26 protein-coding genes and 1 other RNA gene are annotated in these 25,702 nt (G+C 67.4%); 10 read left to right on the top strand and 17 right to left on the bottom strand.

The window, feature by feature from the left end; genetic code table 11:
- The first annotated feature begins 151 nt into the window (after nucleotides 1-151).
- Nucleotides 152-862, top strand: a complete 711-nt coding sequence (locus ACZZZF_RS02235; RefSeq protein WP_463496916.1) for a DUF4191 family protein — start codon at nucleotides 152-154, stop codon at nucleotides 860-862.
- A gap of 64 nt (nucleotides 863-926) precedes the next feature.
- On the opposite strand, the gene ACZZZF_RS02230 is transcribed toward ACZZZF_RS02235, so the two are convergent.
- A complete protein-coding gene (locus ACZZZF_RS02230; RefSeq protein ID WP_053096274.1) occupies nucleotides 927-2,114 on the bottom strand; it encodes a RimK family alpha-L-glutamate ligase in 1,188 nt (395 codons plus the stop codon).
- A 26-nt stretch (nucleotides 2,115-2,140) separates the two neighbouring features.
- Here ACZZZF_RS02230 and ACZZZF_RS02225 point away from each other — a divergent pair, with 26 nt between their 5' ends.
- Nucleotides 2,141-2,620: an ATP-dependent zinc protease family protein gene (locus tag ACZZZF_RS02225; RefSeq protein ID WP_053096276.1), complete on the top strand. Its 480-nt coding sequence runs from the start codon at nucleotides 2,141-2,143 to the stop codon at nucleotides 2,618-2,620.
- A 6-nt stretch (nucleotides 2,621-2,626) separates the two neighbouring features.
- Here the strand turns inward: ACZZZF_RS02225 and ACZZZF_RS02220 are convergent, their stop codons facing one another.
- Nucleotides 2,627-3,013 (bottom strand): RDD family protein, encoded by a 387-nt coding sequence (locus tag ACZZZF_RS02220; protein WP_463499902.1) that lies wholly within the window; start codon nucleotides 3,011-3,013, stop codon nucleotides 2,627-2,629.
- A 160-nt stretch (nucleotides 3,014-3,173) separates the two neighbouring features.
- Here ACZZZF_RS02220 and glnA (ACZZZF_RS02215) point away from each other — a divergent pair, with 160 nt between their 5' ends.
- Entirely contained in the window at nucleotides 3,174-4,598 is a 1,425-nt protein-coding gene (gene glnA / locus ACZZZF_RS02215) for a type I glutamate--ammonia ligase (RefSeq protein ID WP_053096279.1), read from the top strand.
- Nucleotides 4,599-4,841: 243 nt separating this feature from the next.
- Here glnA (ACZZZF_RS02215) and ACZZZF_RS02210 read toward each other — a convergent pair whose 3' ends face one another.
- Both ACZZZF_RS02210 and ACZZZF_RS02205 read right to left on the bottom strand, forming a co-directional pair.
- On the bottom strand, nucleotides 4,842-5,081 hold the full coding sequence (locus ACZZZF_RS02210; RefSeq protein WP_372983497.1) for a hypothetical protein: 240 nt from the start codon (nucleotides 5,079-5,081) through the stop codon (nucleotides 4,842-4,844).
- Nucleotides 5,082-5,130: 49 nt separating this feature from the next.
- On the bottom strand, nucleotides 5,131-5,319 hold the full coding sequence (locus ACZZZF_RS02205) for a hypothetical protein (protein WP_053096284.1): 189 nt from the start codon (nucleotides 5,317-5,319) through the stop codon (nucleotides 5,131-5,133).
- A 141-nt stretch (nucleotides 5,320-5,460) separates the two neighbouring features.
- On the opposite strand from ACZZZF_RS02205, the gene ACZZZF_RS02200 reads away from it, so the two are divergent.
- Complete coding sequence (locus ACZZZF_RS02200; RefSeq protein WP_463496914.1) at nucleotides 5,461-6,615, top strand: AI-2E family transporter; 1,155 nt, start codon at nucleotides 5,461-5,463, stop codon at nucleotides 6,613-6,615.
- Here the strand turns inward: ACZZZF_RS02200 and ACZZZF_RS02195 are convergent.
- Genes ACZZZF_RS02195 through ACZZZF_RS02180 form a run of 4 tightly spaced genes read right to left on the bottom strand, consistent with a single transcriptional unit; the run spans nucleotide 6,602 to nucleotide 12,078 of the window.
- Nucleotides 6,602-7,531 (bottom strand): diacylglycerol/lipid kinase family protein, encoded by a 930-nt coding sequence (locus tag ACZZZF_RS02195; protein ID WP_053096286.1) that lies wholly within the window; start codon nucleotides 7,529-7,531, stop codon nucleotides 6,602-6,604. The two genes, ACZZZF_RS02200 and ACZZZF_RS02195, sit on opposite strands and share 14 nt — an antisense overlap.
- A 9-nt stretch (nucleotides 7,532-7,540) precedes the next feature.
- Nucleotides 7,541-10,516, bottom strand: coding sequence for a bifunctional [glutamine synthetase] adenylyltransferase/[glutamine synthetase]-adenylyl-L-tyrosine phosphorylase (locus ACZZZF_RS02190; RefSeq protein WP_463496911.1), 2,976 nt, complete (start codon nucleotides 10,514-10,516; stop codon nucleotides 7,541-7,543).
- Nucleotides 10,517-10,525: 9 nt separating this feature from the next.
- Entirely contained in the window at nucleotides 10,526-11,863 is a 1,338-nt protein-coding gene (gene glnA, locus ACZZZF_RS02185) for a type I glutamate--ammonia ligase (protein WP_042541155.1), read from the bottom strand.
- A 2-nt stretch (nucleotides 11,864-11,865) separates the two neighbouring features.
- Complete coding sequence (locus ACZZZF_RS02180) at nucleotides 11,866-12,078, bottom strand: hypothetical protein (RefSeq protein ID WP_053096290.1); 213 nt, start codon at nucleotides 12,076-12,078, stop codon at nucleotides 11,866-11,868.
- Nucleotides 12,079-12,148: 70 nt separating this feature from the next.
- Here ACZZZF_RS02180 and ppgK point away from each other — a divergent pair, with 70 nt between their 5' ends.
- Nucleotides 12,149-12,895 carry a polyphosphate--glucose phosphotransferase gene (ppgK, locus tag ACZZZF_RS02175; protein WP_053096292.1) on the top strand — a complete coding sequence of 249 codons (747 nt, stop codon included), beginning with the start codon at nucleotides 12,149-12,151 and terminating at the stop codon, nucleotides 12,893-12,895.
- Nucleotides 12,896-13,073: 178 nt separating this feature from the next.
- Entirely contained in the window at nucleotides 13,074-14,561 is a 1,488-nt protein-coding gene (locus ACZZZF_RS02170) for an amino acid permease (protein WP_463496909.1), read from the top strand.
- 198 nt (nucleotides 14,562-14,759) lie between these two features.
- On the opposite strand, the gene ACZZZF_RS02165 is transcribed toward ACZZZF_RS02170, so the two are convergent.
- The 5 genes from ACZZZF_RS02165 to ACZZZF_RS02145 all read right to left on the bottom strand — a co-directional run bounded on the left by ACZZZF_RS02165 (nucleotide 14,760) and on the right by ACZZZF_RS02145 (nucleotide 18,644).
- Complete coding sequence (locus ACZZZF_RS02165) at nucleotides 14,760-15,284, bottom strand: hypothetical protein (protein ID WP_400341057.1); 525 nt, start codon at nucleotides 15,282-15,284, stop codon at nucleotides 14,760-14,762.
- 61 nt (nucleotides 15,285-15,345) lie between these two features.
- Nucleotides 15,346-15,702, bottom strand: an RNA gene (gene rnpB, locus ACZZZF_RS02160) — RNase P RNA component class A.
- Between the two features lie 30 nt (nucleotides 15,703-15,732).
- On the bottom strand, nucleotides 15,733-17,430 hold the full coding sequence (locus tag ACZZZF_RS02155) for a bifunctional 3'-5' exonuclease/DNA polymerase (RefSeq protein ID WP_463496907.1): 1,698 nt from the start codon (nucleotides 17,428-17,430) through the stop codon (nucleotides 15,733-15,735).
- Between the two features lie 25 nt (nucleotides 17,431-17,455).
- Nucleotides 17,456-18,187 (bottom strand): zinc ribbon domain-containing protein, encoded by a 732-nt coding sequence (locus tag ACZZZF_RS02150; RefSeq protein ID WP_463496905.1) that lies wholly within the window; start codon nucleotides 18,185-18,187, stop codon nucleotides 17,456-17,458.
- A 34-nt stretch (nucleotides 18,188-18,221) separates the two neighbouring features.
- A complete protein-coding gene (locus tag ACZZZF_RS02145) occupies nucleotides 18,222-18,644 on the bottom strand; it encodes a YchJ family protein (RefSeq protein WP_053096300.1) in 423 nt (140 codons plus the stop codon).
- 22 nt (nucleotides 18,645-18,666) lie between these two features.
- Here ACZZZF_RS02145 and ACZZZF_RS02140 point away from each other — a divergent pair, with 22 nt between their 5' ends.
- Complete coding sequence (locus ACZZZF_RS02140) at nucleotides 18,667-19,506, top strand: aldo/keto reductase (RefSeq protein ID WP_463496902.1); 840 nt, start codon at nucleotides 18,667-18,669, stop codon at nucleotides 19,504-19,506.
- 54 nt (nucleotides 19,507-19,560) lie between these two features.
- Here ACZZZF_RS02140 and ACZZZF_RS02135 read toward each other — a convergent pair whose 3' ends face one another.
- On the bottom strand, nucleotides 19,561-20,397 hold the full coding sequence (locus tag ACZZZF_RS02135) for a helix-turn-helix transcriptional regulator (protein ID WP_463496901.1): 837 nt from the start codon (nucleotides 20,395-20,397) through the stop codon (nucleotides 19,561-19,563).
- 100 nt (nucleotides 20,398-20,497) lie between these two features.
- On the opposite strand from ACZZZF_RS02135, the gene ACZZZF_RS02130 reads away from it, so the two are divergent.
- Entirely contained in the window at nucleotides 20,498-21,262 is a 765-nt protein-coding gene (locus ACZZZF_RS02130; protein ID WP_463496898.1) for an SDR family oxidoreductase, read from the top strand.
- 27 nt (nucleotides 21,263-21,289) lie between these two features.
- Here the strand turns inward: ACZZZF_RS02130 and ACZZZF_RS02125 are convergent, their stop codons facing one another.
- Nucleotides 21,290-22,180: a TIGR01777 family oxidoreductase gene (locus ACZZZF_RS02125; RefSeq protein WP_187249695.1), complete on the bottom strand. Its 891-nt coding sequence runs from the start codon at nucleotides 22,178-22,180 to the stop codon at nucleotides 21,290-21,292.
- A gap of 101 nt (nucleotides 22,181-22,281) precedes the next feature.
- On the opposite strand from ACZZZF_RS02125, the gene ACZZZF_RS02120 reads away from it, so the two are divergent.
- Nucleotides 22,282-23,115 (top strand): zinc-ribbon domain-containing protein, encoded by an 834-nt coding sequence (locus tag ACZZZF_RS02120; RefSeq protein WP_463496896.1) that lies wholly within the window; start codon nucleotides 22,282-22,284, stop codon nucleotides 23,113-23,115.
- Between the two features lie 29 nt (nucleotides 23,116-23,144).
- Here the strand turns inward: ACZZZF_RS02120 and ACZZZF_RS02115 are convergent, their stop codons facing one another.
- Nucleotides 23,145-23,519 carry a hypothetical protein gene (locus ACZZZF_RS02115; protein WP_056278823.1) on the bottom strand — a complete coding sequence of 125 codons (375 nt, stop codon included), beginning with the start codon at nucleotides 23,517-23,519 and terminating at the stop codon, nucleotides 23,145-23,147.
- 131 nt (nucleotides 23,520-23,650) lie between these two features.
- On the opposite strand from ACZZZF_RS02115, the gene ACZZZF_RS02110 reads away from it, so the two are divergent.
- Nucleotides 23,651-24,739: an AAA family ATPase gene (locus ACZZZF_RS02110; RefSeq protein WP_053096315.1), complete on the top strand. Its 1,089-nt coding sequence runs from the start codon at nucleotides 23,651-23,653 to the stop codon at nucleotides 24,737-24,739.
- A 33-nt stretch (nucleotides 24,740-24,772) separates the two neighbouring features.
- On the opposite strand, the gene ACZZZF_RS02105 is transcribed toward ACZZZF_RS02110, so the two are convergent.
- A complete protein-coding gene (locus ACZZZF_RS02105; protein WP_053096318.1) occupies nucleotides 24,773-25,576 on the bottom strand; it encodes a sigma-70 family RNA polymerase sigma factor in 804 nt (267 codons plus the stop codon).
- Between the last annotated feature and the right edge of the window lie 126 nt (nucleotides 25,577-25,702).

Genomic DNA, 25,702 nt, shown 5'->3' with positions numbered 1-25,702 from the left:
CATCGCATCGCACGGCGCTCCCGCACAGACATCGCTTGATGTGCACGCATGCGCAGGAATCGGCCGCGTGTGCAGGAGAAGACGAGGCGCCCGAATCCGCCCGACGCGAACGACGCCATCAGCGCACCCCGGAGTCGGTATTCTTATGCACATGGCAAACCGCACGTCCGCGCCCGAGAAGCGTCCGGGATTCTTCTCCCAGATCAAGTCCCTCTTCAAGTTCACGAGGGAGATCTACCCCTGGCTGCCCTGGGCCCAGATCGCGTTGCTGGTCATCGGTGTCCTCATCGGCCTCATCGTCGGCTACCTGATCCCGCCGTTCCAGGTGTGGACTCTCATCCTCTGGGGCATCTCCGGTCTGATGCTCGGCCTGCTCGGCGCGATGTTCCTGATGACGCGCCTGTCGACTTCTGCGATGTACCAGAAGATCGACGGCATGCCCGGCGCCACGGGCCACGTGCTGAGCACGAGCCTCGGCCGCAACTGGCAGGGATCCGAGACGCCGGTCGGCATCAACCCGAAGACGCAGGATGCCGTCTACCGCACCGTGGGTCGCGGCGGCGTCGTGGTCGTCGGAGAGGGCTCCCGCGGCCGTCTGACCCGACTGGTCAACGATGAGCGCAGCAAGGCCGCCCGTGTGGCCCACGGCGTGCCGGTCACGGTGCTCTACGTCGGCCACGGCGACGACGACGTCGCGATCGCCGACCTCGCAAAGACCATCAAGAAGCTTCCGAGGGTCATCGACAAGGCCACCATGGGTGCCGTCATCCGACGCATCGAATCCGTGTCGCAATCGATCTCGTCGCTGCCGATCCCGAAGGGCATCGACCCCACCAAGGTCCGGGCGCAGCGTCCGCGTTGAGCTGACCCCCGCACACGCAGAAGCGCGGCCGCACCTCATCGCGAGGGCGGCCGCGCTTCGTCGTTCACTCCGACAGCGGCTGACGCGGAAGGCGACGGACCTTGGCGCGGCGACGGCGACGTTCCGGAACCATCGACCGCATCTCGTCGAGCTTGCCGAAGCAGAAGAGCCGATCCTCGGCCTCGAGGACGACGTGCTTGCGCGGGTTCGGGATGACGGAGACGCCGCGGTGCAGCGTGAGCACGGTGATGTCGCGCTCCCACAGTCCGGCTTCGCCGAGTGTCTTGCCGACGAGGTCGACAGCTCCGTGCACCATCAGCTCGGCGACCCCGTATCCCGTGGAGACGGTCAGGCGCTGACGCACATCGATCTCGGGGAATGCGACCTGGCCGGCGATGTAGTCGATGATGGCGCCTGCGACGTCGAGCTTCGTGGCCGTCTCGATGCCCTGCAGGCCAGGCGACGAGTTGACCTCCATGACGAGCGGGCCGTCGTCGCCTTCGAGCATGTCGACTCCGGCGACGCGGAGCCCCATGATCTGGGCTGAGCGCACGGCTGCGCGCTCGTATATCGGATCGAGCTCGACGGCTTCCACCGAGCCTCCACGGTGGACGTTCGAGCGGAACTCGTCACCCGCCGCCGATCGCCGCATCGCGGCGACCACGCGGTCGCCCACGACGAGAGCGCGGATGTCGCGCCCGCGGCTCTCGGAGATGAACTTCTGGATCAGCACGTTCTGCTTGGTCGAGTGCAGCGTCTCGATGATGGCCTCGGCCACCTTCACCTGCGGCGCGAGGATCACACCGATCCCCTGCGTGCCCTCGAGGAGCTTGATGACGACAGGAGCACCCCCGACGCGTTCGATCGCCGGACGGACGTCCGCACGGTTGCGGACGAAGGCCGTGGGAGGCATCGCGATGTTGTGGCGCGAGAGGATCTGATTCGCGCGGAGCTTGTCCCGCGCGCTCGAGATCCCGTTCGCCGTGTTCGGCGTGTAGACGTCCATCTGCTCGAACTGGCGCACCACGGCGGTGCCGAAGTAGGTGATCGAGTTGCCGATGCGAGGCAGGATCGCGTCGTAGTCGCTGAGCTGACGGCCCCGGTAGTGCAGGTCGGGCTCGTCTGCGGTGAGGTCGATCGCGAATCGCAGCGTGTTGAGCACCTTGACGTTGTGACCTCGCTGGAGCGCAGCGGCGCGCAGCCTTTGGGTGGAGTACGCCTGCGGCGCGCGGGAGAGCACTGCGATCTTCACGGGGGATTTCCTGCCAGGATGGTCGGGTGAGTAAGTCATCCCATTCAAACACCCTTATCGGGTGGCGAGAATGGGTGAGCCTGCCTGATCTCGGAGTCGACTGGCTCAAAGCCAAGATCGACACGGGCGCGCGCACCTCTTCGCTGCACGCATTCCAGATCCAGGAGTTCGAGCGCGACGGCGTGTCGTGGGTTCGGTTCCGTGTGAAGCCCTGGCAGGACAGCCAGGAGGATGCCGTCATCGTCGAGTCCCCTGTGCATGATCGCCGCGCCGTGCGCAGCTCATCGGGCCATGCCCAGGAGCGACTCGTCGTCGAGATGCTGATCCGTCTGCATGATCGGGAGGTGCTCGCGGAGGTCACGCTGAGCAACCGGGACGAGATGGGTTTCCGCATGCTCATCGGTCGCGAGGCGCTGCGACAGGGTTATATCGTCGACCCTGCCCGTTCGTTCCTCGGCGGTCGCGCTCCGCGCGAGGCCAGACGCCGCAATCGCGGCAAGGAGTGAGCCCGATCAGGCGCGGATGAGCACGAGTCCCGTCACCTTGTCGTGGATTCCTCGCTGATCGGCGTCCCAGATGACCGCCGGGATCACGATGATGATCAGCAGGGTGCGGACGATCGGACGCCAGATCCCCACCCAGCCGCCGCCCAGACGTACCACGCGCATGCCGAGGATACGGTGCCCGGGGCTTCCGCCGGCCGTCGGGACGAAGAGGATCTGCAGCAGGGCGAAGACCGCCATCGGCGCGAACACGGTGAGGCCGGCCTCGGCGGGCAGTGCGAACTGGTCGTAGCCGAGGAACCCGGTGGCGATGATCGTCGCAGCCACATAGTCGATGAGAAGGGCCCCGATTCGCCGTCCAGGGCGGGCGATGCTGCCCGTCCCCGTCTGCGGCATTCCGAGTCGTTCTCCGGGGTACGTGTTCACAGCGTCCGTCACGTATCCAGCCTACCGGCGCGTAACATGCTCGAAACAAAGCGGATACCGTGGGGTAACGCCCCGCACGTACTGTGCACAATGGCCGTGAAGCCATCGATCCGCAATCCAGGAGTCGTACATGTTCAAAGATTCGTCCGAGGTGCTGACCTACATCAAGGAGAACGACGTCAAGTTCCTTGACATCCGATTCACTGATCTCCCTGGTGTTCAGCAGCACTTCAACATCCCTGCGGCCACTGTCGACGAGGACTTCTTCGTGGACGGACAGCTGTTCGACGGCTCTTCGATCCGTGGCTTCGCCAGCATCCACGAGTCCGACATGCAGCTCATCCCTGACGTCACGACGGCATACATGGACCCCTTCCGCGAGGCGAGCACCCTCGTGATGATCTTCGACATCTACAACCCGCGCACGGGAGAGATCTACTCGAAGGACCCGCGCCAGGTCGCGAAGAAGGCCGAGAAGTACCTCGCCTCCACCGGCATCGCCGACACGGCGTTCTTCGCCCCCGAGGCCGAGTTCTACATCTTCGACGACGTGCGCTACTCGGTCACCGCCGGCGAGAGCTTCTACAAGGTCGATTCCGAAGAGGCCGCGTGGAACACCGGTCGTGAGGAAGAGGGCGGAAACCTCGCCAACAAGACCCCGTACAAGGGTGGCTACTTCCCCGTCAGCCCGGTCGACAAGACCGCTGACCTGCGCGACGACATCACCCTGAAGCTGATCGACGCCGGGTTCATCCTCGAGCGCTCGCACCACGAGGTCGGCACCGCCGGCCAGCAGGAGATCAACTACCGCTTCGACACCATGGTGCACTCGGCGGACGACATCCTGAAGTTCAAGTACATCGTCAAGAACACCGCCGAAGAGTGGGGCAAGGTCGCCACCTTCATGCCGAAGCCGCTGTACGGCGACAACGGCTCGGGAATGCACACGCACCAGTCGCTGTGGAACGACGGCAAGCCGCTCTTCTACGACGAGGCCGGCTACGGTCAGCTCAGCGACATCGCTCGCTGGTACATCGGCGGCATCCTGGCGCACGCTCCGGCGCTGCTCGCCTTCACGAACCCGACCCTGAACAGCTACCACCGTCTGGTCAAGGGCTTCGAGGCTCCGGTCAACCTGGTCTACTCGGCCGGAAACCGCTCGGCTGCCATCCGCATCCCGATCACGGGCTCCAACCCGAAGGCCAAGCGCATCGAGTTCCGCGCGCCTGACGCATCGGGCAACCCGTACCTCGCCTTCGCCGCGCAGCTCATGGCCGGCCTCGACGGCATCAAGAACCGCATCGAGCCGCACGAGCCCGTCGACAAGGACCTCTACGAGCTTCCCCCCGAGGAGGCGAAGAACATCCCGCAGGTCCCGAACTCGCTGCTCGACTCGCTCGACGCACTGAAGGAGGACCACCAGTTCCTCCTCGAGGGTGGCGTCTTCACCGAGGAGCTCATCGAGACCTGGATCTCGTACAAGTACGAGAACGAGATCCTGCCGATGGCTCAGCGCCCGCACCCGTTCGAGTACGAGCTGTACTTCGGGGTGTAACCAGATCCCGCGGGATTCCGGGGGTAGGTCCGCCGAATCGCACAGAGAGCCCGTCAGGCCATGCCTGGCGGGCTCTCTGTGCGTCTCGCGTAGAGTCTTTCTCGGTCCCGCCCTAGGCGCGTGAGCTCACCCCGGCTCCGCGTCCAGTTTTTCGGAGAGGGAGGCTGCTCGTTCGAGCCGGGCCGGGATGGGCCTACGCGCCCGCTACGGTGTAGCCCTGGGCGACGGACGGCGGCGCCGAGCTCACCGGTCGTGGCTGCGTCGAAGCCCGCGGACCTTGCGCACCTGCCACGCGAGCAGCACGGCCGACCCGGTCACCATGACTCCGATGAGGATCCATTGCGGGAGGGAGTACGCGACGCTCCAGGTCAGCGTGACCAGCACGAGCCCGACCATGTAGGCGAAGAGCAGCGCCGACACCGCAGTCAGCAGCCACTCGCGGCGGTACCGCCACCGTGCACCCCGTCCACCCCGCTTCGCCATGTTCTGAAGACTACGCGAGCCCGCGGCATCCCCCCGGTCGCGGAAGTTCTCACTCGCCGGCGCGCGAATCCACAGCGACGCCGATCGCGACGCCGATCGAGAGGCCGAGGCCCATTCCGAGTGCGAGGTTGTCGAACACGGTGAGTCCGAGCCCCGCACCGACGGCGATGCCCAGGCCGAGGCCGACTGCAAGACCGTTCTGAGGCTTCTTCTGGGAATCCTTCTCTGCATCCGTCACGTCATCCACCGTACGAACGCCTGGCGGTCACCGCATCCCCCGCATGGGGGATCCGCCGCTCGCACGACCGTGTCGCGCTTGCTTTCACCCGCCCCTACTGGTCAACTGAGGGGTCCGAATGAACACAAGTGGGGGGCCATCATGCGCCGCAAGTACGACAGGCTGCAGCCGAAGAGGGTCCACACCACCGAGACTCCTCCCGCGCAGCCGAAGACAGCGGCCGCGGCGATCGCCCGGATCAACCCGTTCATGTTCGGCCTCCTCGGTGCTCTGGGTGTGCTCGTCGCGCTCATGCTCGGCGGAATCGTCAACCAGCTCGCCACGGTGCTGGTCTACATCGGGGTGGCGATCTTCCTCGCACTCGGGCTCGACCCGATCGTCTCGTTCATCGAACGCAAGCTCCCTCGCCCGGCCGCCGTCGCCATCGTCGTGTCCGTCGTGATCCTGGTCTTCGCCGGCATCATCCTGGCCATCGTGCCTCTTCTCATCGAGCAGGTGACCAACCTGATCCAGGACGGCCCGAAGATGGTCGAGGACTTCATGTCCAGCGCCTGGTTCAAGGACGTGAGCGAGCAGTTCGGCTCCACCTTCGACGACGCGGCGCAGGGCGTGCTGAGCTTCGTCCAGGATCCGGGCAACATCCTCAACATCAGCGGCGGAGTCTTCGCGGTCGGCGCCGGCATCGCCGGCGGCTTCACCGGCGTCACCATCGTGCTCATCCTGACCCTGTACTTCATGGCCTCGCTTCGCAGCATGAAGCGCGTCGCGGTGCGCTTCGTCCCGTCCTACCAGCGCGACACCTTCGGAGGACTCCTCGAAGACGTCTCCGGCGCCGTCGGGCGCTACGTGATGGGGCAGGCCAGCCTGGCGCTCATCAACGGCATCCTGAGCCTGATCGTGCTGAGCATCATCGGAGCCCCCGTGCCGGCGCTTCTCGCGCTGATCGCCTTCATCGGCTCGATGATCCCGCTCGTCGGAACGTTGAGCGCCTCGATCATCAATGCGCTGATCTGCCTCATCGTGAGCCCGGTGACCGCTCTCATCGCGTTCGGCTACTACCTCGTCTACATGCAGATCGAGGCATACGTCCTGTCCCCGCGAATCATGAACAAGGCGGTCGCCGTTCCCGGAGCGCTCGTGGTGATCGCGGCCGTCGCCGGTGGCGCACTCGGCGGGATCCTCGGCGCACTCGTCGCCATCCCCGTCGCCGCGAGCATCATCATCATCGTGCAGAAGGTCGTCTTCCCGACGCAGGACAGCAAGGTCGTCCCACCGGGAACCCTCAGCGAACGGTGAGGGCGGCGGGCTGGACCCGCACGGTGAAGTCGGAGATGTGTCCGACCTCTTCGCCATCGATCTCGAACATCTGCGGTGACGCGAGCTGCACGCGCACCCGCTCCGCGGAGATGTGCGTCGTCGAGTCGGTGCTCACAGCGGTGTCGACATTGCCCATCATGCGACGGATGCCGTTCTCCCACACGAAGGCACGGACGGTGTCGAGCCACTGGAGGGGCCCTTCGGCGCTCACGAGCAGCATGTCGAGCAACCCGTCGTCGAGCACTGCATCCGGCAGGAGACGGATGCCGCCCTGCAGCATGCCGCAGTTGCCGATCAGCATGGTGTGACCGCGAAGCCCCTGCGGCTCCTGATCGTCGAGCGTCAGGGTGATGTCGGTCATCTCGGTGCCGGCGAGAGCACGTCCCATCGCCTCGACGTAGGCGATCCATCCGGCTCGGTTCTTCAGGTCCTCGTCGGTCTCGACCAGCATCTGCGCGTCAATGCCGAAACCGACCATCACCACGAACGCGTGCTCGGTGCCGTCGTGGTCGACCCAGCCCATGTCGATCCGCTGCGGCTCGCCGTCGCGCACCCGAACCAACGCGGCGGGGATGTCGTTCAGGGGGATCTCGAGGTTCCGCGCGAGCAGGTTGCCCGTGCCCTGCGGCACGATGCCCAGCGCGGCGTCCGTGCCCGCCAACGATTCAGCGACCGCCCGGACGGTGCCGTCGCCGCCGACGGCGATCACCACGTCGCAGCCTGCGGCCACAGCTTCGGCGGCCATTCCCCGCCCCGGGTCCTCGATGCTGGTCTCCCACCACTCGACAGGAGTGCCGACACCGTCGGACACGAAGGTCTCGGCGACGGCTGCGCGCAGCGAGTCCCCGTCGACCTTCGAGGGGTTCCAGATCACACCGAGCTTCGAGATCGTCATGGAGCCAGGCTAGCCGTAGAAGAGCTGCTCGAATGCCCGGCGCGCACGTCGGGTCACGCCGAGGTAGTCGTCGTCGAGAATGCTCGCCGAACGGTCGGGGTACCCGAGCAGCCGACCGATGGCGTCGAGGTCGCGCGGATCGGTCGGGAGCACGTCGCTCGTCTTGCCCGTGTAGAGGGTGATCGCGGATCGCAGACGGCTCGACAGCAGCCACGCGGCCCGGAGGAGATCGGCGGATTCGGCGGGAACGTAGCCTGCGTCGACGGCCGCCTGGAGCGCCGTGAGCGTCGACGTGGTGCGCAGGGCCGGTACGTCATGGGCGTGCTGCAGCTGGAGCAGCTGCACCAGCCACTCGACGTCGCTCAGTGTGCCCGGACCGAGCTTCAGGTGTCGACGAGGATCGACTCCCTGAGGCAGCCGCTCCCCCTCGACTCGCGCCTTGATGCGCTTGATCTCGCGGGTTCCCTGCAGGTCGATCTCGGCGGGGTAGCGGATGCTGTCGGCGAGGGCGGTGAACTTCTCGATGAGAGTCGCGCTGCCCGCCACGCCTCTCGCCCGCAGGAGTGCCTGAGCCTCCCAGGAGAGCGACCAGCGCCGGTAGTACTCCGCATACGCCTCGATCGATCGGACGACGGGTCCGTTGCGTCCCTCCGGACGGAGATCGGCATCGAGGTCCAACGGCACACGGTGGTCGGTGAGGTGCTCTCGGAGGCCGGCGACGATGCGCGTGGCGAGCGTCTGCGCGCGTTGCGGATCGACGCCGTTCGCGTCGTACACGTAGAGGATGTCGGCATCGGAGCCGAAGCCCAGCTCCGCTCCCCCGAACCGCCCCATGCCGATCACCGCGAAGTCGAGCGCCTCATCGTCGAGCGGGACGATCTCGCGGCGGACCGCGCGCAGCGCCGCCTGGATCGTCGCGTCGGTGATCTCGGTCAGGGACGTCGCGATCTGCTCGATCGAGAGCACGTCGAGGACGCCGCCCATCGCCGTTCGCAGCAGCTCGCGCCGCCGCAGCGCTCGCACCGCCTGCAGTGCGTCGCCGACGTTCCTGTGCCGCGTCTGGATGGCCCTGGCCTCCTCGTCGAGAGCGGCCCCGCTGCGGGGCCGCAGCAGCTCGCTGCTGTCGAGCCAGGCGACGGACTCGGGGATCCACTCCATGAGCTCGCCGACGTAGCGCGACGACGAGAGGAGGCGCGTCAGGCTCTCGGCAGCGCCCGAGGAATCACGCAGCATCCGGAGGAACCAGGGAGTGTCGCCGAGGCGTTCGCTGATGCGACGGAACGAGATCAACGCATAGTCGGGGTCGCTGCCGTCGGCGAACCAGCGCACCATCACAGGCATGAGATGCCGCTGGATGGTCGCCTTGCGGCTCAATCCGGTGGTGAGTGCACCGATGTGGCGCAGGGCGCCGGCCGGATCGCGGAAGCCGATCGCCATGAGCCGGTCGTGCGCCTGTGCCGTGGAGAGCGTGCGCTCCTCTTCCGGCAGCGCCGCCACAGCGCTCAGGAGAGGCCGGTAGAACAGGCGGGTGTGGATGTCGCGCACCTCCCGCCGCACGCTCTCCCAGCGCGCCCAGATCGCTTCACCGGACTCGCCCAGGCCGGTGCTGCGCGCGAGCACCCGAAGGCCCGCCGGTGTGCGGGGCATCAGGTGGGTGCGGCTGAGCTCGCGGAGCTGCAACCTGTGCTCCATCAACCGCAGCACGCAGTAGTCATCGGCGAAAGACGCAGCCTCGGCCCGGCCGATGTAGCCGCCCTCCACCAGGGCGTCGAGGCTCTCGAGTGTGCCCCGCGTGCGCAGACGGGGGTCTGTGAGGCCGTGCACGAGCTGCAGCAGCTGCACGGTGAACTCGATGTCCCGCAGGCCGCCCGAGCCGAGTTTGAGCTGGTACGGGGCATCCTCGGGGTCGATGTGCTCCATGACCCGCTCGCGCATGCGCTGCACGCTGTCGACGAAGTTCTCACGCGCGGCACTGGAGAAGACCTTCGGCTGCACGGCGGCGATGTACTCGGCGCCGAGCTCCGCATCGCCCGCGAGGGGTCGCGCCTTCAGTAGCGCCTGGAACTCCCAGCTCTTCGCCCAGCGGTCGTAGTAGGCCAGGTGCGAGCCGAGCGACCGGACGAGCGCGCCCTGCTTGCCTTCGGGACGGAGCGCGGCGTCGACCTCCCACAGCGGGGGCTCGACCTCGATGCCGCTCAGTCCTCGCATCGTCTCCCTCGCGAGACGGGTCGCGATGTCGATCGCGCGCGACTCCGGGACGGCGTCCTCGTCTGCGGTTCCGCCGACGAAGATCACATCGACATCGCTGACGTAGTTCAGCTCGCGTGCACCCGCCTTGCCCATGCCGATGATCGCCAGCTGCGTGGCCGCGACCTGCTCGCGACTCATCGTGTCGACCAGCCGCCGGCGCGCGATCGCCAGAGATGCCTCCAGCGCCGCGCCCGCGATATCGGCCAGCGCGGCGGCGACATCCGCGACGATGCGCACAGGATTGTGCGCCGTCAGGTCGATCGCGGCGATCAGAGCGAGGTTGCGGCGATACGCCACACGCAGCGTGACCACCGCGCTGTCATCGCCCGACTCGGCGAATCCGTCGCGCGCTCCGACGGCCTCGAGCATCCGATCGCGCAGCTCGTGCGCAGACGGCAGTTCGGTGGACGTGTCGCCGAGCACCGAGATCTCGGTCGGATGCCGCAGGAAGAAGTCGGCGAAGCCCTGCGACGCCCCGAACACCCGCCACGCACGTCGGCGCGCCCGCTGGTCGGTGAACAGGGCGGCGATGGGTGCCGCATCGCGCCGTGCCACGCGCAGCATCCCCTCGACCGCCGCATCGGGGTCGGCCGCGTCCGCCTCGCTGAGCAGAAGTGAGCGCTCGACTCCGATCAGGGTCGCGAGCTCGGTGAGATTTGCCGCCGCCTCACTGAGCTCGGCGAACCCCAGCCTGGCCAGCGCGGAGAGAGAGACGGAGTCGTCCGAACGGGCCATCGGCGACGCTCAGAGCAGCTCGAGGTTGTTCTTCAGCTCCAGCGGAGTGACCTGGCCGCGGTAGGCCTCCCACTCCTTGCGCTTGTTGAGCAGCACGTAGTTGAAGACCGATTCGCCGAGGGTCTCGGCGACGAGCTCGGAGCTCTCCATGTACTCGAGCGCGTGGTCGAGGCTCGCCGGAAGCGCAGAATAGCCGAGCGCGCGGCGCTCTGCGTCGCTGAGCGACCACACGTTGTCCTCGGCCTCGGGAGGCAGCTCGTACTCCTCCTCGATGCCCTTGAGGCCGGCCGCGAGCATGAGGGCGTACGCGAGATACGGGTTGGCTGCCGAGTCGAGCGCGCGGTACTCGACACGCGACGAACCGCCCTTGTTGGGCTTGTACATCGGCACGCGCACCAGAGCGGAGCGGTTGTTGTGGCCCCAGGTGACGAAGCTCGGAGCCTCGTCGCCGCCCCAGAGCCGCTTGTAGGAGTTCACGAACTGGTTGGTCACCGCCGCCATCTCGTTGGCGTGTCGCAGCAGGCCGGCGATGAAGTGTCGTCCGGTCTTGGAGAGCTGGTACTTGGCGCCCTCTTCATAGAACGCGTTGCGCTCGCCCTCGAAGAGCGACATGTGCGTGTGCATGCCGCTTCCGGGGTGACCGCTCAGCGGCTTCGGCATGAAGGTGGCGTAGACGCCCTGCTCGATCGCGACCTCTTTGATGACGGTGCGGAAGGTCATGACGTTGTCGGCCATCGTCAACGCGTCCGCGTAGCGCAGGTCGATCTCGTTCTGACCCGGGCCGCCCTCGTGGTGGCTGAACTCGACGGAGATGCCGAGATCCTCGAGCATCCGCACGGAACGGCGGCGGAAGTCGTGTGCCGTGCCGCCGGGAACGTTGTCGAAGTAGCCGGCGGAGTCGACCGGAACCGGACCCTCAGGACCGAACGACGACGACTTGAGGAGGTAGAACTCGATCTCGGGGTGCGTGTAGAACGTGAATCCGGCATCCGCCGCCTTGGCGAGCGTGCGCTTGAGCACATGGCGGGGGTCGGAGACGGCAGGACGGCCGTCCGGCGTCGTGATGTCGCAGAACATGCGCGCGGTCGGGTCGATCTCGCCGCGCCACGGCAGGGTCTGGAAGGTGGTGGGGTCGGGCTGGGCGAGCAGGTCGGACTCGTAGCTGCGGGTCAGGCCCTCGATGGCCGAGCCGTCGAATCCGATGCCCTCGGCGAACGCGCCCTCGACCTCGGCCGGCGCGATGGCGACGGACTTGAGCGTGCCAATCACATCGGTGAACCACAGGCGGACGAACTTGACGCCGCGCTCTTCGATCGTCCGGAGGACGAAATCCCTCTGCTTGTCCACGGTCACTCGGCCTTGCCGATACCGGCGTCCCAGCCGCTCTCGGCTGCTTCCTCCTCAGCCCAGGCGCGCGAACGCTCCTTGAGCTTCTCGGGAGCCCGAGACGCCTCAGCCTCGGTGTCGAAGGGGCCGACGCGGTCGGCCGATGCGGAGATCATGCCGAATTCCACCTGGCCGGTCTCCAGGTTGTACCAGTACTTCTCATCGCCGTTCGACATGGCCGATCCCCTTCTTCACGTGGTGTCATCGATCCTACTGGCGCTGAGCGTGGTCGCTAAGCTAACCAGCATGGCAAAAGCGATCGGCGTCGACATCGGCGGCACGGGTATCAAGGCAGGTCTGGTCGACCTCGAGCACGGCACCATGGCCTCGGACAGGGTACGCGTACCCACTCCTGAGGGCGCATCACCGCAGGACGTCCTGCAGGCCGTGCAGACGGTTCTGAAGACGCTCGACGTCAAGGACACGACTCTTCCCCTCGGCGTGGCGTTCCCGGCGATCGTCAAGCGCGGCAAGACGCTCTCGGCCGCCAACGTCTCGAAGGAATGGATCGACTTCGACGCCGAGCGGTTCTTCCGCGACGGGCTCGGGCGCAACATCGTCTTCGTCAACGATGCGGATGCCGCCGGCGTCGCGGAGGCCCGCCACGGCGCGGCGCGGGATGTGCGCGGCTTCACGCTGCTCACGACCCTCGGCACGGGCATCGGCTCGGCATTCCTGTACGACGGAGTCCTGCTGCCGAACACCGAGCTCGGCCACCTGAACTTCGGCGAGTACGAGTCGGTCGAGACGTATGCAGCCACCTCGGCGCGCGAGCGCGAGGGACTCAGCTGGGCGGAGTGGGCGGAACGTCTGCAGAAGTTCTACTCGCACATCGAGTTCCTCTTCAGCCCCGACCTGTTCGTGGTCGGCGGCGGAGTGTCGAAGAACGCCGGTGACTTCCTCCCGCTTCTCGACCTCAAGACACCGATCGTCCCGGCGATCCACCGCAACAACTCCGGCATCATCGGCGCGGCTTCGCTCGCCGGCGACTGATTCCCCGACCACAGAGACGACGAAGGCCCCGCCGATCCGGCGGGGCCTTCGTCGCGTCCGGGATTGCGGCGCGTCTCACCGGATCACCCGCGCGGCGGCCCGGCGACGTGACACCATGGCACCCCGCCCGTCTGCGCCTCGACGGTGAGACCGGACGGCAACGAAAGGCAGCGTCGAGATGAACGAACCATCCGAATCATCATGGGACCGGCCGGTATCGCCGGAGACGACAGCCGGGATGGTGCCCGTCGACAGACCACAGGCGAAGAAGCTGCGGTCGCGTCACGTCACCATGATCACCCTCGGCGGCATCATCGGAGCGAGCCTGTTCGTCGGATCCGGGAATGTCATCCGCGCCGTGGGTCCGGCCGCCGTGCTGTCGTACCTCATCGGCGGCCTGCTCGTCTTCCTCGCCATGCGCATGCTGGGCGAGATGGCGGCGTCGCGCCCGGCGATCGGCTCGTTCATGGAATATGCGCGAGTGGGCCTCGGCAACTGGGCCGCCTACCTCGTGGGATGGCTGTACTGGTACTTCTGGGTCGGAGTCCTCGCGTATGAGGCGGTGCTGGGCGGCGAGACGATGGCGAGCTGGTTCCCCGCCGTGCCGTCATGGGCCTGGTCGCTGATCCTCATCGGCATCTTCGTCGGCACGAACATCATCTCGGTGCGCGCGTTCGGCGAGGTGGAGTTCTGGCTCGCCAGCGTCAAGGTGCTCGCGATCGTCGTCTTCCTCGGCGCGGGTCTGCTGTTCGCCTTCGGCCTGTGGCCGAACTCGGAGGTGTCGATCTCCAACCTCTGGGAACACGGCGGATTCGCCCCGAACGGCTTCGGAGTCGCGTTCACGGGTGTGGCCCTGGTGATCTTCTCGTACTTCGGCACCGAGATCGCCGTCATGGCCTCCGCCGAATCGGAGGATCCCGCCAAGGGCATCCGTCAGGCGACGAGCACGATCATCTGGCGCATCCTGCTGTTCTTCGTCGGCTCGGTGCTCATCATCGTCACCGTGGTGCCCTGGAACGAACTGCCTGTGCCGACCGACGTCGCCAACGCGCCCTTCACCTACGCCCTCGAGCAGTTCGGCATCCCGGGCGCGAGCATGATCATGCAGCTCGTCATCTTCACGGCGGTGATCTCGGTGCTCAACTCTGGCCTGTACTCGGCGTCGCGCATGTTCGCGGCCCTCGCCGAGCAGGGCTTCGCGCCGAAGATCGTGGCGAAGCGGTCGAAGAGCAGTGTCCCGGTGATGGCGCTGCTCGCCTCGACCAGCGGCGGCCTGATCGCGACGCTCGTGAACTTCTTCACCCCGGGATCGGGCATCTTCGACTTCATCATGAACTCGGCGGGCCTGGTCGCACTGTTCGTGTACGTCTTCATCGCCGTCACACAGTGGCGACTCCGCCAGAAGATGACGCCGGAAGAGGTGGCGAACCTGAAACTCAAGATGTGGCTGCACCCCTGGCTGAACGTGCTCCTGATCGCATGCATCGCCGCGGTGATCGTCGTGATGATGTTCAGCGAAGGGGGTCGCACCCAGGTCTGGACGAGCCTCGTCGCCACCGGCGTGCTCGTGCTGTTCTGGCCGCTGGTGCGACGTAACCTCGCGCGCAGGAAGCTCGAAGATTCCACGCCTCGAGAGGATCAGCCGGGACGGGACCGTCTGGCGTGACGACCGCTGGCGATGCTGTGAGCGAGAGAAAAGAGCGCCCCGGGGAACCTGGGGAATTCGCGGGGCGCTCGCCAGCATGCTGGGGACCTGCTGGCAGGTGACCCAGAAGTCGCGGTCACGCGCACAACATATCAAGATAACTAGCTAAGCAAAAGACTTGCTCGGCAATGCAACTGCGATCGCCACGCTCCCCCGCTCTCACTGACGCTGCGGCTCGCTCACGAACGGCTCCGTCACGAGCGGCTCCATGGCTCCCGGTCCCAGCGTGAGCACATCGCCGGGGTACAGCATCGAACCCAGACGGCTGTAAGTCATCGCCGCATAGACGTCCGTGCACAGCCGCTCCCTCACGGCGGATGGCGCATCCCCCGCCGCGACCGTGTAAGTCGAGATGAGCCCGTCTGACGTATGCGTGACCGTGCCGCGAGCGAAGTCGGTCTCGCCGTTGTCCACCGGTGCGACACCGTTCCATGTCGCGTAGAAGGTGGGTTCCTCGTCTCCCTCGCTGTATCCCGGGATCGAGATCATCGACAGCACCGTGCAGCGACTCGCCTCTGCGGGTGGGGTCGGTGTCGGCGCGGGCGTGTCGCTCGGCGTCGGCACAGCCGCGGGCTGAACGGCTGCCGTGGTCGCTGCGACCTCAGGCATCGTGGCGGTGCACCCGCTGAGCGCTGCGAGTGACAGAGCCGCGAGGAGCGCCGTGGCGGCAGGACGGTTCGACATGCCCGAACGCTATCGAGCATCCGGCCAGGAAGCCAGCGCGGCCCTGCTCAGGAGGTGGGTGCGAATGGGCCGACCTGTACGCCGGGTTCTGTTCCGGGGTTCTTCGCCCCTTCGACGGCCATCTCTCTCGGCGACACGTTGCCGTGGCACTCTAGCGGTCTACCCGAGGACTCGGCGAGCCGCGTCAACATCCTCTGTCTGACCTTGCTCCGGACGAGGTTTACCTGGCGGGCCATGTCACCATGGCCCCCGGTGGTCTCTTACACCACCCTTTCACCCTTACCCCTTGCGGGGCGGTCTGCTCTCTGTGGCACTTTCTCGCGGATTGCTCCGGGTGGGCGTTACCCACCGTCCTGCCCTGAGGAGCCCGGACGTTCCTCGGTGCGGTTGCCCGCCACGCGGCCGTCCAGTCGACCCATTCACAGCTCCAGTCTACGACCAGGCTGCGCTACTTCTCCGCCGACTCCGCGATGCGGAGATCGAGCGGCACCTCGATCGGGAAGTTGCCGAAGAGGCGGCGGGTGGCCACAGCCGCGGCCTCGCGCACCGCGTCGGCCGCAGCATCCGCCTGCTCCTGCGGGACATGCAGGATCACCTCGTCGTGCAGGAAGAAGGCCAGGTGTGCGCGGGCGCCGAAGATCCCGGATGCCGGCGCTTCGCGCTCCGCGACGGGGAGCAGTTGCAGGCGATGCCTGATCTCAGCCAACCAGATCAACGACCACTCGGCTGCGGTCCCCTGCACCACGAAGTTGCGGGTGAAGCGACCCCAGTCCCGGGCCCGACGCCGGGCGAGGGCGACCTCGGCAGGGTCGGCATCCGCGCCCGTAGCCGCAGCCTGCATCGCCTCCCACTCCGTCGACGGGCGAGGAGACGATCGTCCCAACCACGTCGAGACGACTCCCCCGTCCTCTCCGAAACGGGCGGCGCGGTCGACGAGGGCCATCGCGCGCGGGTACACCTTGCGCAATCGAGGGACCAACCTGCCGCTGTCACCGGTGGTCGCGCCGTACATCGCCCCGAGGACGGCGTACTTGGCCTCCTCTCGCGTGGCGACCGCGCCGGACTCGACGACACCCTCATAGAGGTCCTTGCCCTGGGCCGCCCGGGCCATCGCGCGGTCACCGGCCATGCCGGCCAGCATCCGCGGCTCGAGCTGCGCGACATCCGCGACGACGAGCGTCCATCCGTCGTCAGCGCGCACGGCGGCGCGCAGATTGCGCGGCAGCTGGAGGGCGCCGCCACCCGCCGATGCCCATCGTCCCGTCACGACGCCGCCCGTGATGTAGATCGGTCGGAACCGGCCGTCGTGCACCCACTCGGCGAGCCAGGCCCACCCATTCGCGCTCAGCAGCCGAGACAGCTTCTTGTAGGCCAGGAGCGGTTCGACCACGGCGTGGCTGTGCTGGGCGAGCTCCCACCGGCTCGTCGACTCGACCTGCACGCCGACGCGGTGCAGAGCGCGCAGCAGCTTCGGCTGGCTCTCGAGGTTGAGCGTGGGGTCGCTGAGGATCGAGCGCACCCTCTCACCCTGAGCCACCATGCGGCTGGGAAGGCCACCCGCGATCGGTCGAGTGCCCAGGATCTCGGTGAGGATGCCGTCGTGCACGGACTCGTTCCACGGCAGACCGGCAGCGCGCATCTCCTCGGCGATGAGGCCACCCGACGACTCGGCCGACGTGAGCAGGGTCAGCCGCCCGTCCTTGCTGTCGCGCAGGACTCGGCGCTGCTCGCGGTACTGATCGAGCGCATCCGCCACGGGGTCGTGCGAATCGCTGTGCTCGGCGACCTCGAACAATGCCGGTGCGTCGTCGACGGGTTCGCGTCGCACCCACGATGCGGACGGTGCGAGCGGACGAGCGACGGTGTCGGTGTCGCGGAGGATCGCGTGGCAGAGCACCAGATCGTGCGATCGGCCGAGAAGAACACCCGAGGCGAGCAGCACGGGGTAGATCTCCCGGGCGCTGCGGATCACCCACCGGGGCGGATCGACGCGTTCCTGCTCGGCCACCCACACCGGCATCTCGGTCGGAGAGAGCTCTGTGCGCGCGACCTCGACATCGTCCGAGTCGAGCTCCACGGCGATGTATGCACCGGTCGCGCCCTTGACCAGGGCGATCCGACGTTCGGTCTGGAGCCGCGAGCTCACCGCCGTCGCGCTCGCGGCGCGCGGATCACAGCCCGGATTCCTCGGTGCGCACCAGGATGCACCCGCACTCGGGGCAGGACACCACGAGGTCGTCTGCCGCATTGCGGATGTCGTTCAGGTCGGTGCCGGGGAGCAGGATCCGACATCCCTCGCACGTTCCGCGGGTGAGCAGCGCCGCACCGGCACTGTTCGCAGCGCGACGCGTGTACTCGGCGAGGAGCGGCGCCGGAAGGGTCGCCGTGACCGCCTCACGGTCGCGAGTCAACTGCGCGATCAGATCGGTCGCAGTGGCGACGTCGGCCTTGACCTGAGCGGTGAGCGCGGTGCCCTCCGCGGTGGTCGTCCCGAGCAGTGCCTGCTGAGCGGCGACCGCCGCGTCTGCGTCCTCCACGCGCCCCATGACGTCGAGCTCGATATCCTCGAGATCGCTCTGGCGCTTGGCGAGACTGGCGATCTCGTGCTCGAGAGCCTGCGCCTCCTTCGAGTTCGTCGCCGTGGCCAGTCGATCGGCGTCACGGGCGCGACGCTGTTCGACGAGCTTCACATCGGCTTCGAGACGCGTGAGCTCGGTGCGAACGTCATCGCGCACACCCGTCAGAGTCGTCAGCTCTCGGAGCTGCTCCTGACGGATGGCGACGAGCTCGGCGATGCGAGCGGCCTGCGGCGGCTTGGTGCGCGCGCGCTCAGCCTGCGCGATGCGCCGGTCCAGGTCGGCGACGTCGAGCAGGATGCGCTGGTGTTCTGGGCTGGCGTTCACGCTCTCAAATCTAGTCGCTGCCCAGCCCCGTCCATCACCCGACCTGTCCGTCGAGGTACAGCCAACTGCGCTCCTCCCGCACGAAGCGGCTCCGTTCACGCAGCGAACCGCGCTCGGCATCCTGCCGCCAGAACGCCTCGAACTCGACCACGCCCTCTCGGTCGAAGGGTCCGCCGTCGACCCGATCGATGATCACGAGCCGCCGCCACACCACGTCGAGGTCGAGGTCGAGGTCGGTCGGACGGGTCGACGGATGCCAGGACGCCAGGAGGTACGCGGCATCCCCGATCGCGAACGCCGTGAACCGGGAGCGCATCAGGCGTTCGGCCGTCGGCGCAGCGGCGCCGCCGAGCAGCGGGCCGCAGCATCCGCCGAAGAGATCTCCGGAGCCACAGGGACACCGCTCGGCATTATCGGGGACACCGTCATCCGACGCCATCCTCTGCACCACGCTCATCGCTCCAGCGTACGCTGGCGCCATGACGGCTCTTCCTCACTTCACGGCACACAACGGCTTCGCTCTTCCGGCTCTCGGACTCGGAACATACGCGCTCGACGGCGACGCGGGTGCGGATGCGGTCACCACGGCGATCGGGGCCGGATACCGCCTGATCGACTCGGCCTTCAACTACGAGAACGAGGGGTCAGTCGGTCGCGGCGTGCGCGCATCCGACGTGGACGCCGCAGAGCTCATCGTCACGACCAAGCTGCCCGGACGCCATCACCCGCGTGCGAAGGCGCGGACGAGCATCGAGGAGAGCCGGTCGCGGCTCGGGGTCGACGCGATCGATCTGCATCTGATCCACTGGCCGAACCCGCAGCAGGACGAGTACGTGCAGGCCTGGGAGGCGCTGGTCGACGCTCAGCGGCGCGGCGTCGTGAGGCAGATCGGCGTCTCGAACTTCCTGCCGGAGCACCTCGAGCGCATCGAGCGGGAGACCGGGGTGAGGCCCGTCGTGAACCAGATCGAGGTGCACCCGTACTTCCCGCAGACCGATCAGCTCGCCTACCACCGGGAGCACGGCATCCTCACCGAAGCATGGAGTCCTCTCGGTCGGGCGAAGCAACTCATCGAGGAGAGGGTGATCGGCGAGGTGGCTGCCGCCCATGGGATCTCCTCCGCGCAGACCGTGCTCGCCTGGCATGTGGCACGCGAGACCGTCGCGATCCCGAAGGCGTCGTCGCTCGAGCATCAGGTGTCGAACCTCGCGGCCGGAGCGATCGTGCTGTCGGATGCGGAGGTCGAGGCGATCACGGCGCTCGGACGCCCCGATGGGCGACTGTTCGACGCGGATCCCGCATCGCACGAGGAGTCCTGAGGCGTCCTGAGGCGTCTCGGTCGTAGAGCCTCGGACGACGGCGCGTCACGGCTCTCAGACGCGCTGCGTCCCGAGCACTCTGAGCAGCTCGAGCTTGCTCTCGGCGTCGCTGCCCGGCGCCGCTGTCAGGACGATGAGCGCCTGGGATTCGTCTTCGGTGAACAGCGCCTGGCAGTCGACTTCGATCGGACCGATCTCGGGATGGATCAGGACCTTGTGGTCTTCGAAGCGCCGCCTGACCTCGTGCACCTCCCACAGCTGTGCGAACTCCGAGCTGCGCGACGCGAGCTCGCGGACGATCTCGCCGGCGCGAGACCGCTCGCCCAGGGCGCCATAGGCGGATCGGAGGGAGGCCACGAGCACACGACTGTGACGCGGATGATCCTCCTCCGGGTACCGCCGGCGCTCATCGTCCGGGTGCGCGAACCAGCGGTAGATCCCACTGCGCTCGATCCCCTCCAGACCGCTCGCGTCGCCGAGCAGAGCGCGTGCTGCGTCATTCTGGATCAGCACCTCGTCGAGCGCGGAGACGACGAATGCGGGCGTGTCGTGAAGCCGGTCGAGCACGCGGAGCATCCCCGGATGCACGTAGTCGGTGAAGATCGTGCGGTCCGGTGCGCTGTGTCCGCAGACCCGATGCAGGTAGTCACGCTCGTCGGGGGTCAGACGCAGCGCCCGTGCGAGCGAGCCGAGGATCTGCACGCTGGGCTGCGGCCCGCGCTGCTGCTCGAGCCGCGCGTAGTAGTCGGTCGACATGGCGGCGAGCTGCGCGACCTCCTCGCGTCGAAGCCCGGGGGTGCGTCGACGCGCCCCCGCACCGAGGCCGACGTCGGACGGCTTCAGCTGCTCCCTGCGACGCACGAGGAACTCGGCCAGTGCTTCTCTGTCCACCTCTGCAGTATCTCGTGCTCTGCCTCGCGCATCCAGGGACGCCCGATCCCTGGATGCGCCATCTCTGGAGGGCCTGGGCGAGAGCACGAAGAGTGGACGTATGAACATCAGCGGAAACACCATCTTCATCCCCGGTGCCACGAGCGGTATCGGCCTCGCCCTCGCTCTGCGGCTCAGCGATCGGGGCAACAGCGTGATCGTGGGCGGGCGTCGCGCCGAGCTGCTCGACGAGATCGCCGCGGCGAACCCGGGCATCCACACCGTCCGGATCGATACGACGGACGCCGACAGCATCCGGGCGGCCGCGCAGACGGTCATGGCCGCCCACCCCTCGCTCAACGTGGTCATCCCGATGGCCGGGATCATGCGGGTCGAGGACTGGACGTCGCCCGAGGGGTTCCTCGACGACGCCGAGGCCACCGTCACCACCAACCTCCTGGGTCCGATCCGGCTGATCGCGGCCTTCATCGAGCACCTGTGCACCATGCCGGACGCGACGATCATGACCGTGTCGTCCGGTCTGGCCTTCGCGCCGCTTCGCGTGACGCCCACCTACAACGCGACGAAAGCGGCCATCCACATGCTCAGCGAATCTCTGCGTCTGCAGCTCGCCGACACGAGTGTGAGCGTGCTCGAGCTCGAACCGCCCTCCGTCCGCACCTCGCTCATGCCGGGGCAGGAGACCAGCGAGTTCGCGATGCCGCTCGACGAGTTCGTCAGCGAGGTTGTCGACCTGATCGAGACCCAGCCGGATGCGACCGAGATCCAGGTCGAGAACGTGAAGTTCCTGCGCTACGGCGAAGCACGGGGAGACTATGCGCAGGTGGTCGAGACACTCAATCGGCGCGACCCGCACGGGCACTGAGCCTGCACGGCCGTCGTCGTCGCCCGATCACAGCGCGGCGTCGACGGCCTGCTGGGCTGTCCTGTGCCGAAACTCGAAGCCCGAGCCTTCGAGCGCGCCGGGTCTGACGTCCGCATCGGAGAGCAGCAGCGAATCGGCGGCCGACCGACTCAGCGCGAGCCGGAGGGCCCAGGCAGGAGCCGGGATCCAGAACGGTCGGCGCATCCTCTTCGCGAGGGCGCGACCGATGTCGTTCGCCGAGGCACGCGTCGGCCCGGTGAAGTTGACGGGCCCCTCGAGGCGCTGGTCGATCACGTGTCGGATGCCGCGCACCTCATCGTCGAGAGAGATCCATGGCCAGATCTGGGTGCCGGGCCCGATCGGACCGGCGACCCCGAAGCGAGTGAGCTGGATGAGCGGCTTCAGCACACCCTTGCGATGGATGATCGGAGCGGTGCGCAGCAGCGCGACCGTCGTCTGCTCCCCCGCGCGCAGCGCCTCCTGCTCCCATCGGACGCACAGCTGCGCCAGGAAGGTGTCGCCCGCGAGCGACGCCTCGGTCAGCACCTCGCCCGGCGCCGAGCCGTAGTAGCCGACAGCGGATGCCGACACGAACGCCGGAGCATCGTCTCGCAGAGTGCGCACCGCCGTCGCGAGCGTGCGGGTGCCCGTCAGTCGGGACTCGACGAGTTCGCGGCGATACCGTCGCGTCCAAGGCAGACGCCCGACGCTCGCACCACCCAGCGCGACCACGGCGACAGCGCCCGCCAGCACATCGGGGTCGAGCTCGCGCTCCCCCGGCATCCACTGCACCTCGGAGGGATCACGCGGAGGGCGACGCACGAGGGTCGTCACCTCCACACCGTCCGACCGCAGCGACGAGGCGAGCGCCGTGCCGATCAGGCCCGATGCGCCACTGATCACGATCCGCTGCGGCATGACGACTCCCTCTGTCCGTTCATCGGACTCATTGCTCTCCGCGAGTCTGTCACGTCCAGCCCCTCCTGGCGATGTCCGGAGTGCCCGGTAGGTTGCCCGACGTGACCGAACCCGTGCAGTCGTGGTGGGCGAGACGCCAGTTCTCGCGAGGACGGGAGGTGCCCTACGAGATCGGCACCTATCGTTCGCAGTGGGCCGCCTACCCCGAACTGATCCGCCAGTACCACCCCGAACTCAATCACGGCATCGCACTCTCGCAGGTGCCGTTGGCGGCCGATGTGCTGTTGTGCTGGGAATGCCGAGTGGGCCATCGTTTCGCCGCCACCCCCGCTGAGCAGCGCGAACGCCCCGGTCGGGTGCGCCGCCAGTCGGCGTGGTGCCCGGAATGCTCGACGCTCGCCAGGCCCCAGCCGGTCGTGCTGGGCGAAGCCCGCGCGATACCCCGGCGGCCGAAACGCCCGCTCACCCTCTGCAGCAAGACCCCCGATCTCCTCTCCGGCGAAGCCTTCTCCAGCGTCTGCGCCCCGGCACCGGCATCCGCCGCCGAGGCCAGACTCCGCGCGATGCTCGCCGCCCGCATCTCCGTCACGACCGGTGTCAACGCGGTCAAAGTCTCTCGCCCGTTCTTCCGCCATACCGAGGTGTGGCCGGACATCCTGCTGCCGGAGCTCCGTGTCGCGATCGAGTACGACACGGTCGGGCGCCACGGACTCGAGCATGTCGGCACCCGCGAGCAGACCGATCTCCGCAAGGATCGCGCGCTGCGCTCCGCCGGCTGGGAGGTCATCCGGGTTCGCACCGGACGGCTCGAACCACTGGGACCCCACGATCTGCAGATGCCTTCGGTGACCGCGCGGGGAATCGATCGCATCATCGACGAGCTTCGCGAGATCCGCGGGGCGCTGATCGTCGACGCGTTCCTGACGCCGGCCTGACGGTGCCGCCGGGAGTGGCACGCTCGCGCTCAGCCCTCGGGGAGATCGCCCGCCTGCTTCACGACCGCATCCCACTCGGACTGTAGGAAGGTGGCCTCGCCGGCGGCGACGATCTGGGCGTTGTCGTTCGGCCCGAGCTCCGGCCGCATGGTGAGTCCGCCGACCTCGAGGCTCGGGATGCTCTGCCTGATGCACTCGACGCTGCCGCGCACCAGCAGCTCCGCCGTCTGCTCCGGTGTCGTCGCGGCGCCCATCACGGCATCGTCATGGGCGATGAGGATCACCTGCCATTCGGGCTGACGATCGTCAGGATCCAGCGTGTACTGCAGCAGCCCCTGCGGCGCGGCCTCGACCACGATGACGATCGACCCCGCGATCGGCTGCTCGCCTGCGTTCGTCCCCATAGCGGTTCCCCTGACCCGGGCGTCCCCACGCCCGCTGTCCGCTCAGGGTACTGCGAAAATATCTCGCCGAACGCCTTACGGCAGTCCGATCGCAACCGATATATCAACACGGGGAGCAAAGGAGAAGGATCTTGACCAGCACCTACATCGAGACGGGCGGACACGTCCGCGTCTACGACGACGCCGTCCGCACGCATCATGAGTTCCCTCTCGGCACCTATCGGGTGCACTTCACCTCGAAAGAGGGCTTCAGCCTGATCAAGATCGACGACCTCACCGTCGGCACCGAGCGCGTCTACGGCGGCCGAGACAGGAAGGTCGACAAGATCTTCCGGTCCTACGCCCTCTCGGACCGCAGCCTGGGCGTGATGCTCTCCGGCGACAAGGGGATCGGCAAGACGCTGTTCCTTCGCATGGTCGCCGAGGAGGCCCTCGAGCAGTGCCTGCCCGTCGTGATCGTCTCAGAGGACAACGACGGCATCGTGGAGTTCCTGGACACCCTCGACGAGTGTCTGATCATCTTCGACGAGTTCGAGAAGATCTTCCCCGCTGGCCGCCGCGGGGGCGCAGAGGGAGGCAATCGACAGAACCAGTTCCTGTCCCTGTTCGACGGCCTCTCGTCCGTGAAGCGCATCTACTGCCTCACGGTGAACGACATCAGCGACGTCAGCACGTACATCGTCAATCGCCCCGGCCGGTTCCACTACCACATGCGATTCGAGTACCCCGGTCCCGACGAGGTGCGCCAGTACCTCATCGATCAGGCCCCGCACGCGGACCCGGACGAGATCGAGAACGTCGCACTGTTCTCGCGTCGCGCTCGCCTCAACTACGACCACCTCCGCGCCATCGCCTTCGAACTCGAGCAGCCGGACGCACTGTTCGCGGACGTCGTGGAGGATCTCAACATCAAGGCGGTCGAACCGAGCACCTATCGCATCGAGGCTCGCTTCCCCGACGGCAAGGTGTGGTCCGATGAGGTCGAGATGAACCTCTTCGAGCGCGGCGACGTCGGTCGCACGTTCGAGCTGCGCCACGCGACACGGTCGATCTTCGCCTCGTTCGTGCCGAAGGATCTCATCTTCGAGCCGGACGGCGGCATCTTCGTGCCGATCCACAAGCTCGAGCTGCTCGACGATGAGGATGAAGAGCCCGAGGTCTACCCGACGACGGTCAGTCTCATCCTGGTGGGTCAGCCCAGCTACGGCTTCGGTCTCTGACGGCCCTGCGGCCACGCGCGTGCGCGCGACGGATCAGACGCCGACCGCGTGCGACAGTATCGCGCGCGTGAACCGCTGACCGCCGGCCGCGAGGCGCTCGAAGTACGCGTCCAGCGCCGACGCGGAGGACCGCGCTGCCGGTGCCGCCTCACGCTGAGGGGTGTCGGCGTAGTGCCGATCCAGCGCATCTCGAAGCATGCGCACCGCTTCCGCACGCTGCTGCGAGACGGCGGCGTGGGAGACGCCCAGCTGCTCCGCGAGATCCTTGACCGTGCGGTCCTCGAAATAGATCGCCGTGATGATCGCCCGCTTGCGCTCGGGCAGCGCGTCGACGGCGCGCCGCAGGAACTCGTCGCGCTCGGAGGCGATCGCGAGCTCCTCGGGCAGGTAACCGGTCCACACGATCTCCGGTGCGTCCGGCGCATCGAGACTCGTCAGCAGACGCTCGGCGTCGGCGAGCCCTTCGCGCGCGACGGCGGTGTCGACGCCCATGGCTGCCGCGATCTCCGCCACAGTGGGCGTGCGACCGAGGGCGGCCGTGAGTGTCTGTCGGACCTTCGTCGTTTGCTTGGCTCGCACCCGAACATCTCGAGGCGCCCAGTCCATCGACCGCAGCTCGTCTTTCAGCGCCCAGTTGACGCGTCCTCGAGCGAACGCGCCGAAGGGCACGCCGAGGGTCGCGTCGAACTTCTCGGCGGCGCGGACCAGCGCGAACGCACCGGCAGAGGCGAGGTCGTCACGGGAGACATGCGTGAGTCGAGACGCCACATATGCCGTCGCCGCACCGACGATGTGCAGGTGATCGACCACGAGCTGGTTGCGGGCACGCATAGGCATCGGATTCGCCTCTTTCACTGTAAGTGCAAGCCCTCCCCAGCGACTCACAGCGCGGCCTCTCCCCAGTGGCCAGAACTACATCTGACTACAGACTAGGGGTGCGACGGGCAAGAAATATCCCCGGAG

The sequence above is a fragment of the Microbacterium sp. AC215 genome (assembly GCF_979258645.1).
This window is presented reverse-complemented; position numbering and strand designations above follow the sequence as displayed.